This is a genomic window from Azospirillum sp. A1-3, assembly GCF_023806445.1.
GTDB lineage: Bacteria > Pseudomonadota > Alphaproteobacteria > Azospirillales > Azospirillaceae > Azospirillum.
Genome location: NZ_JAMSLU010000002.1, coordinates 827,043 through 843,459, shown reverse-complemented (window position 1 = coordinate 843,459; position 16,417 = coordinate 827,043). Strand labels below are relative to the sequence as shown.

General features: G+C 65.5%; 13 protein-coding genes. 1 reads left to right on the top strand and 12 read right to left on the bottom strand.

Features of this window, described 5'->3' with window-relative positions:
- Positions 1 to 119: 119 nt before the first annotated feature.
- The gene (locus M5E06_RS17305; RefSeq protein ID WP_252139220.1) at positions 120 to 1,010 is read right to left on the bottom strand and encodes a LysR family transcriptional regulator; all 891 of its coding nucleotides are present in this window, start codon (positions 1,008 to 1,010) and stop codon (positions 120 to 122) included.
- Positions 1,011 to 1,341: 331 nt separating this feature from the next.
- Here M5E06_RS17305 and M5E06_RS17300 point away from each other — a divergent pair, with 331 nt between their 5' ends.
- The gene (locus M5E06_RS17300) at positions 1,342 to 2,937 is read left to right on the top strand and encodes a gamma-glutamyltransferase family protein (protein WP_252139219.1); all 1,596 of its coding nucleotides are present in this window, start codon (positions 1,342 to 1,344) and stop codon (positions 2,935 to 2,937) included.
- Between the two features lie 114 nt (positions 2,938 to 3,051).
- On the opposite strand, the gene M5E06_RS17295 is transcribed toward M5E06_RS17300, so the two are convergent.
- From M5E06_RS17295 to M5E06_RS17245, 11 genes are all read right to left on the bottom strand, one after another.
- A complete protein-coding gene (locus tag M5E06_RS17295) occupies positions 3,052 to 4,818 on the bottom strand; it encodes a nitric oxide reductase activation protein NorD (RefSeq protein ID WP_252139218.1) in 1,767 nt (588 codons plus the stop codon).
- A gap of 41 nt (positions 4,819 to 4,859) precedes the next feature.
- Positions 4,860 to 5,660, bottom strand: a complete 801-nt coding sequence (locus tag M5E06_RS17290) for a CbbQ/NirQ/NorQ/GpvN family protein (RefSeq protein WP_252139217.1) — start codon at positions 5,658 to 5,660, stop codon at positions 4,860 to 4,862.
- A 131-nt stretch (positions 5,661 to 5,791) separates the two neighbouring features.
- Positions 5,792 to 6,832 (bottom strand): aliphatic amidase, encoded by a 1,041-nt coding sequence (locus M5E06_RS17285; protein WP_109154283.1) that lies wholly within the window; start codon positions 6,830 to 6,832, stop codon positions 5,792 to 5,794.
- A gap of 132 nt (positions 6,833 to 6,964) precedes the next feature.
- Positions 6,965 to 7,660, bottom strand: a complete 696-nt coding sequence (gene urtE / locus M5E06_RS17280) for an urea ABC transporter ATP-binding subunit UrtE (protein WP_109075076.1) — start codon at positions 7,658 to 7,660, stop codon at positions 6,965 to 6,967.
- Positions 7,653 to 8,402: an urea ABC transporter ATP-binding protein UrtD gene (gene urtD, locus M5E06_RS17275; protein ID WP_252139216.1), complete on the bottom strand. Its 750-nt coding sequence runs from the start codon at positions 8,400 to 8,402 to the stop codon at positions 7,653 to 7,655. The genes urtE and urtD overlap by 8 nt, the downstream gene beginning before the upstream one ends.
- 14 nt (positions 8,403 to 8,416) lie before the next feature.
- On the bottom strand, positions 8,417 to 9,544 hold the full coding sequence (urtC, locus tag M5E06_RS17270) for an urea ABC transporter permease subunit UrtC (protein ID WP_252139215.1): 1,128 nt from the start codon (positions 9,542 to 9,544) through the stop codon (positions 8,417 to 8,419).
- 134 nt (positions 9,545 to 9,678) lie between these two features.
- Positions 9,679 to 10,548: an urea ABC transporter permease subunit UrtB gene (urtB, locus tag M5E06_RS17265; RefSeq protein WP_109075073.1), complete on the bottom strand. Its 870-nt coding sequence runs from the start codon at positions 10,546 to 10,548 to the stop codon at positions 9,679 to 9,681.
- Between the two features lie 56 nt (positions 10,549 to 10,604).
- A complete protein-coding gene (locus M5E06_RS17260; RefSeq protein ID WP_252139214.1) occupies positions 10,605 to 11,852 on the bottom strand; it encodes a transporter substrate-binding protein in 1,248 nt (415 codons plus the stop codon).
- A 539-nt stretch (positions 11,853 to 12,391) separates the two neighbouring features.
- Positions 12,392 to 12,997 (bottom strand): ANTAR domain-containing response regulator, encoded by a 606-nt coding sequence (locus tag M5E06_RS17255; protein WP_109154289.1) that lies wholly within the window; start codon positions 12,995 to 12,997, stop codon positions 12,392 to 12,394.
- Positions 12,998 to 13,019: 22 nt separating this feature from the next.
- On the bottom strand, positions 13,020 to 14,189 hold the full coding sequence (locus M5E06_RS17250) for a transporter substrate-binding domain-containing protein (protein WP_252139213.1): 1,170 nt from the start codon (positions 14,187 to 14,189) through the stop codon (positions 13,020 to 13,022).
- Positions 14,190 to 14,672: 483 nt separating this feature from the next.
- Positions 14,673 to 16,319, bottom strand: a complete 1,647-nt coding sequence (locus tag M5E06_RS17245) for a methyl-accepting chemotaxis protein (protein ID WP_252139212.1) — start codon at positions 16,317 to 16,319, stop codon at positions 14,673 to 14,675.
- Between the last annotated feature and the right edge of the window lie 98 nt (positions 16,320 to 16,417).

Below are 16,417 nucleotides of genomic sequence, written 5' to 3'. Positions count from 1 at the left end.
ACGAACGATAGAGCCAACGAATTGAGTAGGTCCAACTTTTAAAAATGATTGATTGATAAGAAAAAGTTTTCACCGACTGGTGTTTGCACCTTCGATGATCGGGGTGAAAGGCTGACCGTTCAGGAGACCAGTTCGCCCACCGCGGTCGCGACGTCCAGAAATGTCTGAATGGCGGGAGAGGTGTCGTCGCTCTGGTAGGCAACCCCAAGCGTCAGGTGGGGTGCCGGCCCGTCGAGCGGACGATAGACCACCCCGGGCCGTGCGAATTGCTGAAGATCGGAGGCGATGAGGCCGATCCCGAAATCCGCTGCGGCCAGCGCGATAATCGACTGCGCCGGGGAGGCTTCGAGAATCAGCTCCGGGCTGAATCCCGCCTGCTGGCACAGGCTGATGATTTCATCGTAGAGGCGTGGGCCGATCACGCGTGGGAAGATGATGAAGCGTTGCCTGGAGAGATCATCCAGCCGCAGGCGCGGCCGTTCGGCCAATGGGTTGCGGTCCGACAGCACGACATTGAAACGCATGCGCGCGATGGGGTGTGACGACAGCGACTGATCGTCAAGCGGGGGATGGAAGATGCCGACATCGATCGCTCCGGCCCTCAAGGCTTCTTCCTGCTCTGACGTCGTCATGACATGGACGTTCACGCCGAAATTGGGCAATGCCATGCGGAACCGGTGCATGATCTCGGGGAAGACAATATAGAGCGCCGGTGCGGTCATACCGACCGACAATTGCCCGATTTCGCCGCGATCCGTTTGACGAGCGAGCTGCGCGGCCCGTTCCATCTGAGTCAAAATCTTCCGGGCTTCGCTCAGGAAGGTCTCGCCGGCCCTCGTCAGGGAAACGCGCCGTTTGTTGCGGTGGATCAGCTGAACCTGCAGCTCTTCCTCCAGTTGGCGCAATTGCTGGCTGAGGGCGGGCTGCGTGATGTGGCACCGTGCGGCGGCACGGTGGAAATGCAGCTCTTCGCAGAGCGCGACAAAGAACTGGAGCCTGCGACGATCCATGATGCGGAGATAAGATCATCCAGCCGAAGCTGTAAAGGCAGGATGAGCGGCCCGGCCTTCCGACGATGGTCGGCTCGCAGGTCAGGACGATGTTTGCGCTTTGATGATCTCAACAAGGAAAAATGTTGATAAGCGCGGGAACTGTAGAGTTCCAGTTGCGCGCTGTTCCAGACATGACCCTGAAACGAGAGGAGAGTGCCGGCCGCCGATCCCTCTTCAGATCTTCTTGTTCGGGTGGGATTTGGTATACCATACCGATGACGGGATGGATGATCTGCTCGTATCCGGCCCTTCGCCGCGAAAGACCAACATCGGGGAGCCGACGGAGACCATGCGCAACTTCGAAGAACCCGGCCGTTCGCTCGCCATGGGCCGCAACGGCATGGCTGCCACCTCGCACCCGGCGGCAACCCTGACGGCGGTCGAGATTCTGAAGGCCGGCGGCACCGCGATCGATGCCGCCGTGGCGGCCTGCGCGGTCCAGAGCGTGGTCGAAGCTGGATCGACCGGGATCGGCGGCGACTGCTTCGCCATGGTCGCTCCGCTGGGCGGGACCGACATCCGCGCCTACAACGGCTCCGGCCGCACCCCGGCGGCGATGACGCTGGAGCGCTTGCGGGCGGCGGGCGTCACTGCGATCGACCGCCACTCTCCCCACGCGGTCACGGTGCCGGGCGCGGTGGATGCCTGGACGCGGCTGGTCGCCGACCATGGCCGCCTGCCTCTGAACGAGGTCTTCGCCCCGGCCATTGCCATGGCGCGCGAGGGCTACGTCATCACGCCACGGGTCTCACACGACCTCGCCCAGCAAACCGATCTGCTGCGCCGGGATCCGACCGCCGCCGCCACCTTCCTGGTGGACGGAGAAGCCCCTGCGGCCGGCACCGTCCAGACCCAGCCACTGCTGGCCGACACGCTGGAGGCAATCGGGCGCGAGGGACCGGACGCCTTCTACCGCGGTGCCATAGCCAAGGACATGGCGGAGTCCCTGCGGGCGGTGGGCGGCTTTCACAGCCTGGAGGATTTCGCTGGGGCCAAGGGCGAGTACGTGACGCCGATCAGCACCGACTATCGCGGCCGCACCATCCATGAATGCCCGCCGAACGGACAGGGCATCATCGCCCTGATGATCCTGAACATCCTCAAGCGCTTCCGGCCGGCCGGCGATCCGCTCGACCCCGACAGCCTGCATGTGGAGATCGAGGCGACGCGGCTCGCCTATGCCGCGCGCGACGCCTTCCTGGCCGATCCGGCGCAAACCGGACTGTCGATGGCGGAGCATCTGCTGTCCGATGCGCTGGCCGACCAACTGGCCGCCCGGATCGATCCCGCCCGCGCGCTGGAGATCGGCGGGGTGTTCGACAGCGTCGAGCACAAGGACACGGTCTACATCGCCGTGGTCGATAAGCACCGAACGGCAGTCAGCTTCATCAGCTCGATCTTCCATCCCTATGGCAGCGGGCTGATGGCGCCCCGCTCCGGGGTGCTGTTCCACAACCGGGGCCAGAGCTTCTCGCTGGTCGACGGGCATCCCAACATGGTGGCACCGCGCAAGCGGCCGATGCACACCATCATTCCGGGCATGGTCACCGAAAACGGGCGCGTCAGCCTGACCTTCGGCGTCATGGGCGGGCATTATCAGGCGATGGGCCATGCCCATTTCCTGTCGAAGCTGTTTGACCACGGCCTGGACATCCAAAGCGCCATCGACCTGCCGCGCCTCTTCCCCCTGCCCGGCACCCGCACCGTCGAGGCGGAGACGGCAATCCGCACCAAGGCGGGGGCGGAGTTGGCCCGCCGCGGCTTCACCGTGACGGCACCCAACTGGGCGATCGGCGGTGCCCAGGCAATCGCCATCGATTGGGAGCATGGAACCCTATTGGGCGGCTCTGACCACCGGAAGGACGGGTGCGCGCTGGGGTATTGACAGGTCACCGCCACCCGCGTCGTGTCGAAGGACCGTGGTCGCCGCACCACGGCCTTTCGAGGTGTTGTCAGGTTTTCGGTCGAGATCATCAGCGAAGCGGTGTGGCCGGTTCACTTATGTCGATAGCCGCAGATAGAAGGTCGGCAGCACCTCCGGCAACTTTTCGGCGCGGTCAATCACCATGACGTTGCGCGCTCCGAACACTCGGGTCAGATAATCGCGGCCCTGCGGATCGAGCCCGATCACGAAGCAGTCGATCCCCCGCGACGCCAGCCCCAGCACGGCACGGCGGGCGTCGTCCAGCAGATAGCGGCGGTCGGCGACGTCGATGTCCGACGGTTCGCCGTCGGTCACCACCAGCAGCAGGCGGCGATGGGTCGATTGCTGCTCCAGCAGCCGTCCGGCATGGCGCAGGGCGGTGCCGAGCCGGGTGGACAGGCCGGCCTTCAATCCGGCCAGCCGCCCCTTGGCCGCGGCATCGTAGGATTGGCGGAAGGCCTTGATCCGGTAATAGCTGACGTCCTGCCGTCCGTTGGAACGAAAGGCATGGATGGCGAAGGGATCGCCCAGCTCGTCCAGCGCCTGGGCGAATAGGGTCGCGGCCTCCCGCTCCACCGACAGCACGCTGCGCCCGCCCCCGGCAACTGGATCGTCGGTCGAGGCGGAGACGTCGAGCAGCAGCAGGACCGACAGGTCGCGGTTCCGGCGGATCAGCACCTCATGCACCCGCGGATCGGGAGCCTCGCCGCGGCGGTGGCTGACCATCGCGTCGATGCAGGCGTCCAGATCCATGCGGTCGCCCTCCGGCTGACGGCGCAGGCGCACCGGCCGGCTGACCTTGGCCGAGCGGACCAGCGCGGTCAGCCGGTCGGCGGTCGCCTGATGACGCTCGACGATGCGGGCGATGGCGGCGGGGTCGCCGGGTTCGGTCCGGCGTTCGTTCAGCACGACCCAGTCGGGGCGGTCGATGCCGACGCGGTAGTCCCATTCCGGGTAGCGCAGCGGCGGAGCGGTGATCTCCTCCTCCCCCACCGCGCGGGCGGGGACATCGGTGGCGGACAGTCTGGCCGGGGTGGCGCCCTCCCCCACCTGATCGTCGGAGCGGCCATGGTCGCGCTCCTCCTGCTCGGTGCGGAAGGCCTCGAAAACGGTTTCGGCATCGCTGGGCGGGGTCGGCGGCGCCTCGCCATGGTCCCATAGGCCGAGATTGTCGTCGCGGTAGGCGGGTTCGACGACATAATCCTTGGAATTGAATTGCACCCGCATCTGGCCGAGATCGTTGCCCAGCAGCCCGCCGATCCGGCGGCTGAGCGCCGGGCTGTCCCACTCGGACTCCGCCGCGAAGAACAGGCGCTTGCCCTTGGCAACCCAGGCGTCGTCGTCACGGTAGTCGGGATCGATCAGCGCGCGGGCCAGCCGTGCCATCAAAGCGGGCGCGGTGCTGGCGCCATTCGGCTCGGCGACGTGGAAGGGCCGCCAGACCCGCAGCAGGCCGGGATGCTCGCGCATCGCCAGATGCTCGACCCGGGCGTCCTCGATCAACGAGACCAGCGCCAACTGCATCGGCTTCAGCCCGGCGGCCGGGAAGCGCGGACCGGTGAAGCGCAGATGCGCCCCGGCATGGACCAGGGCCGCGCGAAACAGCGCGCCGGAGCGGCGGCCATCGACGCCGCGGAAGGTTCCGGGCATCCAGATCAGCCCGTCCGACAGGCTGACCCGCCGCGGCGGGTTGCCGGCGGCATCCGGCTTGGCATGGCGGATCGGCACCCGCAACCGCCACAGGGCGACCAGATAGGCGACCAGCCGGCGCTCGACGGAGGAGAAGGCGGTGTCTGCGGGAAATTGGTCTGCGGGAAATTGGCGCGACTGGTCGTCGGGCATTTGGTCTCCGGTCCTCTTTCCTCTCCCCGAACAGGGATGGGTCAGGCAATCGCCGCCGACACTGCGGCAGAGAAGGCGTCCCGCACGTCGGCGTCGTCGGTGATCGGTAGGACCAGCGCGATCTGGCAGGCGGTCTCCAGTGGGATCCCCTGCGCCTCCAGCCGGCCGGCATGGATCAGCATGCGGGTGGAAACCCCCTCCTGCAGGCCATGACCCTTCAGGTTGCGCGAGCTTGCGGCGATGCGGACCAGCAAAGCCGCGGTGTCGGTGCCGACGCCGGATTCATGGGCGACGATCGCCGCTTCCACCGCAGCGTTCGGATATCCAAACTCGATGGCGGCGAAGCGTTGCTTGGTTGATTCCTTCAGGTCCTTCAGGACGCTCTGGTAGCCGGGGTTGTAGGAAATCACCAGTTGGAAGTCCGGATGCGCCTGGACCAGTTCGTTGCGCTTCTCCAATGGCAGGATGCGGCGGGCGTCGGTTAGCGGATGGATGACGACGGTGGTATCCTGGCGGGCTTCGACGATCTCGTCGAGGTAGCAGATGGCGCCATGTCGCACCGCCTGGGTCAGCGGCCCGTCGTGCCAGACCGTGCCGCCGGGGTCGAGCAGGAAGCGCCCGACCAGATCCGAGGCGGTCATGTCTTCGTGGCAGGCCACCGTCACCAGCGGCCGGCGAAGCCGCCATGCCATGTGCTCGATGAAGCGGGTCTTGCCACAGCCGGTGGGGCCCTTCAGCATCATCGGCATGCGCGCCGCATAGGCGGCCTCGAACAGCGCCACCTCCCCGGCGACGGGCCGGTAATAGGGCTCCTCCAGAATCCGGTGTGCGTCCAGCGCCATCGGCGCGTCTCCTTGTAAAACGGTCGCGATGAATGGTCTCGGTCCGGAGAGATGCGGCGGGCGTCCCCCCTGCACCCGCCGCGCCGTCCGCCGAATCCTCCGGGAGATTCGGCGGACGGAGTCTCGGTCCTTCAGCGATGCAGTGCGGTCTCGGGGTTGGGGATGCCGTCGATCGGGCATTCCTCGGTCCCGACGGTGCCGCGGGTCATCGCCTCGACGCGGGCGCGGGTCCCTTCCGGATCGTTGATCCAGTCATGGTAGAAGCTGTAGGCGCAGGCGGCCTCACCCTTCGAATCCTCGCCGGAGTTGATCTTGCCGGTGTAGCCGCGGTGGACCAGCTTGAAGAGGTGGTTCTGCGACTGCATGTTCTTGCGCGCGTCGCGGATCAGCGAGGTGGAGAGTTGGGCGTACTGGATGCCGTTCTCCTCGGTGCCGCACTCGCCCAGCGTCCGGCCGTCGAAGCCGATGATGGCGGAATGGCCGAAGTAGGAATAGACCCCGTCGAAGCCGGCGGCGTTCGCCACCGCGACATAGGTGTTGTTGGCCCAGGCCATCGCCTTGGACATGATGACCTGCTGTTCCTTGGCGGGGTACATGTAACCCTGGCAGCGGATGATGAGTTCGGCACCCTTCATGGCGCAGTCGCGCCAGATCTCCGGATAGTTGCCGTCGTCGCAGATGATCAGGCTGATCTTCAACCCCTTCGGCCCGTCGGTGACGAAGGTGCAGTTGCCGGGATACCAGCCCTCGATCGGCACCCAGGGCATGATCTTGCGGTATTTCTGAACGATCTCGCCCTTGTCGTTCATCAGGATCAGCGTGTTGTAGGGCGCCTTGTGCGGGTGCTCCTCATGCCGCTCGCCGGTCAGGGAGAAGACGCCCCAGACCTTGGCCTTGCGGCAGGCGTCCGCGAAAATCTCGGTCTCGTCGCCGGGAACCGACGAAGCGGTCTCGTACATCTCCTTGGAATCGTACATGATCCCGTGGGTCGAATATTCCGGGAAGATCACCAGATCCATGCCCGGCAGGCCGACCTTCATGCCCTGGACCATCTCCGCGATCTTGCGGGCATTGTCGAGGACTTCGGCCTTGGTGTGCAGGCGCGGCATCTTGTAGTTCACGACCGCGACGCCGACGGTGTCCTTGCTGCTGGAAATATCGCCGTGCAACATGGTGCGTTTCCTTCTTGGTTCGTGGATGGCTTGGTCTGTGGATGGACAAGGAGAGGGCGTCCCGTCCCGGTGCGAGGCGGGACGGCGAACCCCTTGTTTCGGGGTTAGGAGGAATGGGACCGGAACTGCGGCCTAAACCGCCATGTGCCGGTGCACCAGATCGTCGGTCAGGCTTTCCGTCAGCCCGTGGGCGGCAACCCGCCCCTTATCGAGCATCAGGAAATGGTCGGAGGCCTGCCGGGCGAACGTCACGTTCTGTTCGACCAGCACGACGGTGATGCCGTACTGGCGGTTCAGGGTCATGATCACGTTTTGGATCTGCTCGACGATGTTGGGCTGGATGCCCTCGGTCGGTTCGTCCAGCAGCAGGACCTGCGGATTTGCCGCCAGCGCCCGCGCAATCGCCAGCTGCTGCTGTTGCCCGCCGGACAGGTCGCCGCCCTTGCGGTTCAGATTGTCCCGCAGATAGGGGAACATCTCGAACACCAGGGGCGGGATCTCGCGCTTGCCGTCCGGACGGGCGAAGGTGCCCATCAGAATGTTCTCGCGGATGGTGAATTTACCGATGATGCCGCGCCCCTGCGGGACATAGCCGATGCCGAGGCCGGCGCGGCGGTGGGTCGGCTCGCTCCGGATGTCGCTGCCACCCAGCCCGATCCAGCCGGTGACCCGGTCGGTCAGCCCCATGATGGTCCGCATCAGCGTGGTTTTCCCCACCCCGTTGCGGCCCAGCACGCTGAGCAGGCTGCCCTTGGGCACCGCGAAGCTGACATTCTGTAACACCGGGCTGCTGCCGTAGAAGGAATAGACGTCGGTCATGTCAAGCATGGGAGATGCCCCCGCTTCCGAGATAGGCTTCGCGCACCTTGGGATCGTTCTCCACATGGCGGATCGATCCTTCGGAAAGGCGCTTGCCCTGGTGCAGCACGGTGATGGTCTCGGCGATTTCGCGGACGAAGCCCATGTCGTGCTCGACCACGATCAGCGTGTGCCGGCCGCGTAGCCGCTGGAAGATGCGCGAGGTCTTGCCGGTCTCCTGGATGGTCATGCCGGCGGTCGGCTCGTCCATCAGGATCAGGGCGCTGTCCTGGACCAGCAGCATGGCGATCTCCAGCCATTGCGTCTGGCCATGCGACAGGAAGGCGGCCCTGGTGTCCAGTTCGTCGGCCAGTTCGACGATCTCCAGCACCTCGGCGATGCGCCGGTTGAGGCGGATGCCGGGGAACAGCCGGATGGTCCGGGCCGGGCTGGGAAGCCGGGAGTGCGCCACCTCCAGATTTTCACGCACCGTCAATTCCTTGAACACGCTGGGCACCTGGAACTTGCGGCCCACCCCGTGGCGGGCACGCCGATATTCCGGCGCATGGGTGATGTCCTGCCCGTCGAGCAGGATGCGCCCGCCGGTCGGCTGGGTGCGCCCGCAGATCAGGTCCAGGGTGGTGGACTTGCCGGCCCCGTTGGCGCCCAGCAGGCAGCGCAGCTCGCCGCGCTCGACCGCCAGATCCAGGCCGTTGACCGCCTTGAAGCCGTCGAAGCTGACTTCCAGGCCGTGGAGTTCGAGATAGCCCATGTCGGTCGTCTCCTTCAGCTCAGCTTGCGGCGGGCGTGCGGCGCATCGGCAAGGGCGGAGGCCGGTGCGGGCTGGGCCGGGCGGGTCAGGCGGTCCGACAGGATGCCGATCAGGCTCGACAACCCGTTGGGCAGGAAGACCACCACCAGGATGAACATGCCGCCGAGGATGAGCTGCCAGGTGTCGAGGAAGCTCTCGGACAGGCTGCCCTGCATGAAGTTGACCAGGATGGCGCCGATGGCGGCCCCCAGCAGCGAGCCGCGCCCGCCGACCGCCGCCCAGATCACCATCGACAGGCTGAGCGGCACCCCCATGAAGGTGGGCGACGCGAATTCCAGCACCATGGCGTAGAGCATGCCCGCCACCCCCGCCATGCCGGCCGACACCGCGAAGGCGAGCGACTGGTAGGCGGCGACGTCGTAGCCGAAGAAGCGCACCCGGTCGGCATCGTTACGGATGGCCTGGAGGATCAGCCCGGCCTTGCTGCGGGTGAAGGCGAGGCCGAGCAGCAGGCACAGCGACAGTGCCCCAGCGGACAGATAGTAGAAGGCCGGGCTGTAGGGATCGAAGGTGATGCTGCCGACCTCCAGCCACGCCAGATCGGTGATGCCATTGAAGCCGCCGGTGTAGGCCTGCTGGTCGATGAACAGCAGGTTGACCACCGCCAGCATGGCGAGCGTGATGATGGCGACATAGACCCCGGCGATCCGGGCGCGGAACATGAAGGACCCCAGCAGCAGCGCCACCACCACCGGGGCCAGGATGCCGGCCAGCACAGCGAACAGGCTGGAATGGAAGGGCTGCCAGAACCAGGGCAGGTGATCGAGGTTGTTCCACACCATGAAGTCCGGCAGGCCGGCCGAGCCGGTATGGACCGGGCTGGTCTTCAGCTTCAGATGCATGGCGATGGCATAGGCGCCGATGCCGAAGCTGACCCCCTGCCCCAGATTGAGGATGCCGGCATAGCCCCAACTCAAAGCCAGCGCGGCGGCGGCGAGGCCAAGCGCCAGATAGCGGGCGAACTTGTTCAAGAGGAAGGCGTCGGTGACGAAGCTGGGAACCGCCAGGATGACGGCGCAGAACAGGAGATAGGCTGCGAACTGCGCATACGGCTTGCTGCGCGACAGGGTCGATTTCGACATAAGCGGGCTCCGGGCGACGGGACTGACCGGGGGACTGGCCCCGTGACGGAGATCGGGTTGACGGAGATCGGGTTGGCGGAGGTTGGAAGGTTGGTCGTCGGGGAACTGGACACTGGTCATCGCCTTGGCCCTCCTCACCGGCGCCGCTGATCGACGAACAGACCCTGCGGACGGAAGCGGATCAGGACCACCACCGCCAGGAAGACCAGCGCCTTGGCCAGCGTGTCGTTCAGCAGGAAGGCGATGCCGGCGGTGCCGCTGCCGAGCAGGCCGGAACTGACCACCGTGCCGATCAGGCTGCCGACGCCGCCGACCACCACCACCATGAAGGCATCGACCACGAAGTTGGTGCCCATGTCCGGCGCCACGCTCTTGATCGGCGCCACCAGCGCGCCGGCCAGCCCGGCAAGGCCGGAGCCGAAGGCGAAGGTCAGACTGTAGATCCTGGCGCTGTTGATGCCGTAGCAGCTGGCGATCTCGCGGTTCTGGGTGACGGCGCGCAGCTTCATGCCGAACTCGGTCCGCTGGATGATGAACCAGGTCAGCGCCAGAAGGGCGGCGGTCAGCGCCAGGATGAACAGGCGGTAGCTGGGGACGCCGACCCCGGCGATGTCGATGCTGCCGGACAGGAACTCCGGCGTCTGGACGTAGCGCAGTTCGGCACCGGCGGACAGGCGCACCGCCTGTTGCAGCATGATGCCAATGCCCCAGGTCGCCAGGATGGTGTCGAGCGGCCGGTGGTAGAGGAAGCGGACCACCGTGCTCTCGACCACCCAGCCGGCCGCCGCTACCATGAAGAACACCAGCAGCAGGCAGGGGATCAGCGGCAGGCCGAACTGCGACTGGAGGAACCAGGTGCCATAGGCGCCCAGCATGACGAACTCGCCATGGGCGAGGTTGATGACCCCCATCGCGCCGTAGATGATCGCAAGCCCGAGCGCCACCAGCAGCAGGATCGAAGCGATGCTGAGCCCGGTGAAGAGTTGACCGAAGAAAATATCCATAAGCCCCTCCGACGGGGAAGGCGTCGGGCGACGCCCTCCCCTGCCCGTTCTATTGCTCACGCACCCTTTAGACCGTCCTTGGTGCAGCTCTGGCCCGGATAGGCCCAATAGGGCTCCGGCTTCACCCAATCCGACGATTGCTGGATGACCTTGAACTGGCCGTCGGCCTGGGCCTGGCCGATCTTCGGCCACAGGTAGCAGTGCAGGTTGTCGCCATCGACCTTCACCTTGCCCTGCGGCGCCATGATCTCCAGCCCCGCCGTGGCGTCGCGGACGGCGATGGGGGTGATGTCGCCCTTGCCGATCTTCTCGACCGCCTTGCGGAACAGGTGCATCTGGAAATACGCCGCCTCCGACACGAAGTGCGTCACCGAATCCTTGCCGAAGCGCTTCTGGTAATTTTCGACGAAGACCTCGTTCTCCTTGGACTGATGGCCCATGAAGTACGGGGCGGAGGTGAAGTGGCCGGCGGCGTACTCGCCGCCCATCGCCGCGATCTCCACCTCCGACGTGGTCAGGCTGGCCATCGGCATCTTGTCCGGGTTGAAACCCGCCGCCTTGTACTGCTTGTGCAGCGCGATCACGCTGTCGCCGACCACGGTGGAGAAGATCACGTCCGGCTTGGTTTCGCGGAGCTTGTTCAGCACCGAGCCGAACTCCGAATGGCCGAGCGGCACATATTCCTCGCCGACCACCTCGCCGCCCAGCTCCTTCAGCAGGATCTTGCAGACGTTGTTTTCTTCCTTGGGATAGATGTAGTTGGAGCCGATCAGATAGAACTTCTTGCCGAAGGTCTTGACCAGCCAGGGAATGAACTCCTTCTGCTGCTGGTTGGGCACCGCCCCGGTGTACATGACGTTCTTCGAGCACTCGCGGCCTTCATAGAGCGTCGGGTACCAGTAGAGGTTCTTGCGCTTCTCGAAGACCGGCAGCACCGCCTTGCGCGAGGCGGAGGTGTAGGAGCCGAAGACGCTGACACACTTGTCGTTCAGCACCAGCTTGTTGGCCTTGTCGGCGAAGGTGGCGGGGTCGGAGGCCGGATCCTCAACGACCGCGGTCAGCTTCATCCCGTTGATGCCGCCGGCAGCGTTGATCTCGTCGATGGCCATCAGGGTGGCGTTGTGCATCGACTTCTCGACGACCGCGGTGGTGCCGGTCAGCGAGAAGAGGACGCCGACCTTGATCTCGCCGTTCGCCGCCCAGGCGACGCCGCTGTCCTTTATCCAGATGTGCGGGAAGCCGACCGATCCGGCCAGCCCGGCGACTGCCGTCGATTTCAGAAAATTACGCCGTGTGAAGGTCATGACGTGTTTCCTCCTCGTTTGCCTGTTCTTGCTGGTTCTTCGGCACAGACAGGAGAGCGCACAAAAAAAGCCCCATTCAGGCCGGCGGCCTGCTGGGGCTTCATTGCCTCGGCGCAACTCCCGGCGTCATCGGCGGGGGTGTGCCTGGTGCGGTCTCAAGGTGCGTGAGCTGATTTTAAAATATTCAATGAATGGTGGCGTCGATTATCCAGTACTGTTCCTGCCGGCCTCGAATGGATCGAGCGCCGGGTAAAAGGATCCGTTGCGCGACAAGAGTGTTGCCGCGTCGGTCCATAAGGATTGAACGGTCGGACTTATCCCTGCACAAACCTGCCCATCGGCCTCCCTCGCATCTGTGGTGCCGGAGTGCGCGTCGGTACGTTAGGTTCAAACACAAAAAAACCCCAGCAAGGCTTTCACACCTTCAGGGGCTTCATCGCCTGCCCGTCGATCCGACATCATTGGCGGACGCGAGCGATTTGCTTCACTTGCTTAGTAAGATGCACATCCCACCGCCTTATCGTCAATATCAAAAATGATCAGCGAGTCGGATTTTCCGCCATAAGCATTTCGCTGGCGTCGATGATGGCGGCGGCGACCGCCTCGATGGTCGTCCGCCGGGCCATGGCGCGTTCGCGGATGAAGCGGTAGGCCTCCTCCTCGGTGATCCGCCGCTGCTCGATCAGGATCGCCTTGGCCTTGCTCACCTTCTTGATGCCGTCCAGCCGCTGCTCGACCTTCTGGAGGCGCTTGCGCATGCCGCGCTCCCCTTCTGCGGCACGGTGGGCCATGAACATGGTGGTCAGCAGGCCGAAGGCGCGGATCGGCTTGCTGACGAAGCCGCGCACCCCATAATCGACCAGGGCCTTGAGTACGGTCGGGCTTTCATAATCGAGCACGGCGACGATCGGTGGTCCTTCGTCGGCGGTGGACCAGGACAGCCGTCCCTGCCCCGACAGCAGCTGAGTCATGTCGAGGAAGATCAGATCGACACCGCTGGGGCGGTCCTTGGGCGGCGGCCATTCGGCTCGGGCCTGGCAGCCGATGCGGTGGAGCTGGCGCAACAGCTCCTCCGCCTCGGCGTCCTGCGGGTGGATGACCACGACGCGAAAGGAACGGATGTCGCGGAGCAGGTTGATCGACATGCGGCGTTTGCCCCGTTTGCAGTCAGACCGTAGCCTGCCGCCGCCGGCGGATGTCCGCCTCGCCGGCAACGTTGTGATCCACCAGATAGGGATCGGGCTTCATCGCGACCAGCGACTCCGCAACGATCTCGAACCGGCCATCCGCATCGACCCGGCCGACGCGCGGCCACAGGTAGGTGTGGTTGTTGTCGGGATCGATCCGCACCCGCCCCTGGGGCGCATCGAACTCCTGACCGAAGATGGCGTCGCGCAGCCGGTCGGTGTCCATGCAGTTGGCGATGCGCAGAGCCTGGGCGAACAGGTGGACCTGGAAATAGGCGGCCTCGCACGACGCGTTGGTCCGTTCATGCTCCCCGAACCGCTCGCGGTAGCGGGCGACGAAACGGCGGTTCGCCTCGCTGTCGATGGAATCGAAATAGGGAGCGGCGGTGACGTGCCCGCGCGAGGCGGCGACGCCGATGTCGCTGATTTCCGCCTCGCTGGTGGTCAGGCTGGCAATCGGCATCCGCGCCGGATCGAACCCAGCCTCGGCATAGGCGTGGTAGAGATGGGCGGTGGCGGCACCGACCACCGTGGAGAAGATGAAGTCCGGCTCCTTGCGCCGGATGTCGCGGATGACCGGGGCGAACGCCTTCTGCGTCGCATTCAGCGGCAGATACTTCTCCGCGAGGATCTTGCCCGACCGCTGGAGCACCAGCTCCCGCATGATCCGGCTGGATTCATAGGGATAGATGTAGTCCGACCCCACCATATAGACGCGGCTGCCATATTCCCGCGTCAGATAGTCGGCCAGTTGGCGGCCGTTCTGGTTGGGGGCGGCGCCGGTGTAGATGACGTTGCGCGAGCATTCGAACCCCTCGTAGAGGGTCGAATAGAGCAGCAGCCCGTTGCGCCGCTCCACCACCGGCAGGATCGCCTTGCGCGTGCTCGACATGTAGCAGCCGAACAGGACGCTGACCCGCTCCTCGGTCATCAGCCGCTCGGCGAGAGCCGCGAACACCGCCGGATCGGATTGCGGATCCTGGACGATCGGCAGGATCTCCCGGCCGTTGACCCCACCGCCGGCATTGATCTCCTCGATCGCCATCAGTGTGCCCTGAAGCTGGGTGCGTTCGATTCCCGCCGTTACTCCGGTCTGCGAGAACAGCACGCCGACTCTCCACGGTTCACCGGTCTTGGGGGTACAATCCATCTGCATCCACCTCTTCGTCGAACTCGCAGCCGTAATCCGCGCCCAGGCCAACCGGTGATTATCCGGCTGAAATTAAAACAAAAAAAGCCCCAATCAGGGCGTTCGGCCCAGATTGGAGCGCCATTGCTCCGGCCCGCTCCATCACGTCGGGACCCGCTGAAACCCAGCCGCGGCCCCTTGGCGTGACGTCGGACAGATATCGACTAGCATACTATGACAAGGACGGATTGTTTGGCGACTCCTGTTTTGCGCGGGTCTGCGGGTTCCGGGAGCGACGGCCGCCCCCCGTCAGGGTCGCAGGCGACGGGTCGGGCGGCCACAGCAGGACGACGTCGACACCCATCCAGCGGCAGAACACCGGCCAAGTGCCGGCATGGGCGACGATGGTGCGAAGTGCGGCATCACCGTGATGGCAAAGGGCGATGCCGCTCGCGGGCGGGCTTTCGTCGACATCGTGCTCTCCCCGCCCGCTGAGGCCTCCGATCAGGCGGCGCGGACGGTCGACAGGAAGTCCTCGACCTCGCTGCGCAGCCTGACCGTCTCGCGGACCAGACCGCTGGAGGCGGACAGCACACCCGACGCGGCGCTGCCGGTCTGGCCGACGGTCTGGGCGACGCCGGCGATGTTGCTGTTGACCTCCGCCGTGTGGCGGGCGGCCTGCTGGATGTTGGCGCCGATGTCCTTGGTGGCGGCGCTCTGCTGCTCCACCGCAGACGCGATGGCGGTGGCGATGTCGCTGACCGAGGTGATGGTGCTGCCGATGCCCTGCACCGCCGTCACCGTATTCCCGGTGAATTGCTGGATTTCCTGCACCTTGGCCTGGATGTCTTCGGTGGCCTTTGCGGTCTGGTTGGCCAGCGCCTTGACCTCCGAGGCGACGACGGCGAAGCCCTTGCCGTGCTCGCCGGCGCGGGCCGCTTCGATGGTGGCGTTCAGCGCCAGCAGGTTGGTTTGACCGGCGATGGCGTTGATCAGTTCCACCACCTGCCCGATCTCCTGGGCGGCGGACGCCAGGCTTTGGATCATGCCGTCGATCTTCGTGGCTTCATCCACCGCACGGCCGGCGACGCTGGTGGACATGGTCACCTGACGGCCGATCTCGGCAATGGAGGCGAACAGTTCCTCCGTCGCGGCGGCGACGGTGTTGACGTTGCTGCTGGCCTGTTCGGACGCTTGCGACACTGCATCGGCTTGGGTGCCGGAGCGGTCGGCGGCGGTGGCCATGCCGGAGGCGGTTTTCTCCATCTCATGCGCAGCGGCGGCGACGGCGGCAACCATGCCCATCACGCGCGCCTCGAACTGGGCGGCCATGTCGAGCAGGGCGGCGCGGCGTTCGGCCTCGGTGCGGTCCTTCTGCGCTTCGGCTTCCGCCTGGAGACGGCGGACTTCCAGCCCGTTGCGCTTGAACTCCTCCAGCGCGCGGGCCAGCGTGCCGACCTCGTCCTTGCGGTCCTGGTGGTTGATCGCGACGGACAGGTCACCGGTGGAGATGCGGTTGGTGGCCTGGGTCAGCTGCAGGATCGGCGTTGTGATGCGCCGGCCGATCCACACGGCAAGGCCGAGGCTGACCGCCGCCAGCACCGCGATCACCGCGGCGATGTTCAGCATGGTCTGCAGGCGCGCGGCGGCCACCGTGTCGAGATAGACACCGGAACTAACTACCCAGCCCCAACCCTTGGTCAGCTTCGAATAAGCGGATTTCTCCACCGGATCACTGGAACCAGGCTTGGGGAAGGAGAATGAGGAATAGCCGCCGCCGGATTCGGCGGCCTTGATCTCGTCGCGGACGAACAGCCGGCCGCTCTTGTCGGTGCTGTCCCACATCGCTTTGCCTTCGACCTGCGGGTTCAGGTGGGCCAGGATGTTGCCCTTGCGGTCGAGGATCAGCGCATATTCCGACCCGTCGTAGCGGGCCGACCGCGCGATGTCGAGCGCCAGCTTCTGCGCGTCGGCGACCGGCAGTTCGCCGGAGGCGGCCCGCTGCTCGAACCGTTCGATGATGGAGGTCACCATCTCCACCGCGACGCGGGCGCGGGCTTGGCGCTCCTCCATCATCACGGTGCCAAGCGTCTTGGCGGTCATGGCCCCGGCGCCGACCAGCGCCAGGACGGTGATCAGGGGCAGCAGCAACAGGCGCCCCCGGATACCACGCAATGCGGAAATCATGTCTCTCTCGTCCCTCGGCGTCTGGCGTCTTGCTGGATTGGCCTTGTCGGAACGGCCGAGCC

Coding starts and splice junctions, on each gene's coding strand:
- M5E06_RS17305 (WP_252139220.1), bottom strand. CDS start 1,010: ATGGATCGTCGCAGGCTCCAGTTCTTTGTCGCGCTCTGCGAAGAGCTG.
- M5E06_RS17300 (WP_252139219.1), top strand. CDS start 1,342: ATGCGCAACTTCGAAGAACCCGGCCGTTCGCTCGCCATGGGCCGCAAC.
- M5E06_RS17295 (WP_252139218.1), bottom strand. CDS start 4,818: ATGCCCGACGACCAGTCGCGCCAATTTCCCGCAGACCAATTTCCCGCA.
- M5E06_RS17290 (WP_252139217.1), bottom strand. CDS start 5,660: ATGGCGCTGGACGCACACCGGATTCTGGAGGAGCCCTATTACCGGCCC.
- M5E06_RS17285 (WP_109154283.1), bottom strand. CDS start 6,832: ATGTTGCACGGCGATATTTCCAGCAGCAAGGACACCGTCGGCGTCGCG.
- urtE (WP_109075076.1), bottom strand. CDS start 7,660: ATGCTTGACATGACCGACGTCTATTCCTTCTACGGCAGCAGCCCGGTG.
- urtD (WP_252139216.1), bottom strand. CDS start 8,402: ATGGGCTATCTCGAACTCCACGGCCTGGAAGTCAGCTTCGACGGCTTC.
- urtC (WP_252139215.1), bottom strand. CDS start 9,544: ATGTCGAAATCGACCCTGTCGCGCAGCAAGCCGTATGCGCAGTTCGCA.
- urtB (WP_109075073.1), bottom strand. CDS start 10,548: ATGGATATTTTCTTCGGTCAACTCTTCACCGGGCTCAGCATCGCTTCG.
- M5E06_RS17260 (WP_252139214.1), bottom strand. CDS start 11,852: ATGACCTTCACACGGCGTAATTTTCTGAAATCGACGGCAGTCGCCGGG.
- M5E06_RS17255 (WP_109154289.1), bottom strand. CDS start 12,997: ATGTCGATCAACCTGCTCCGCGACATCCGTTCCTTTCGCGTCGTGGTC.
- M5E06_RS17250 (WP_252139213.1), bottom strand. CDS start 14,189: ATGGATTGTACCCCCAAGACCGGTGAACCGTGGAGAGTCGGCGTGCTG.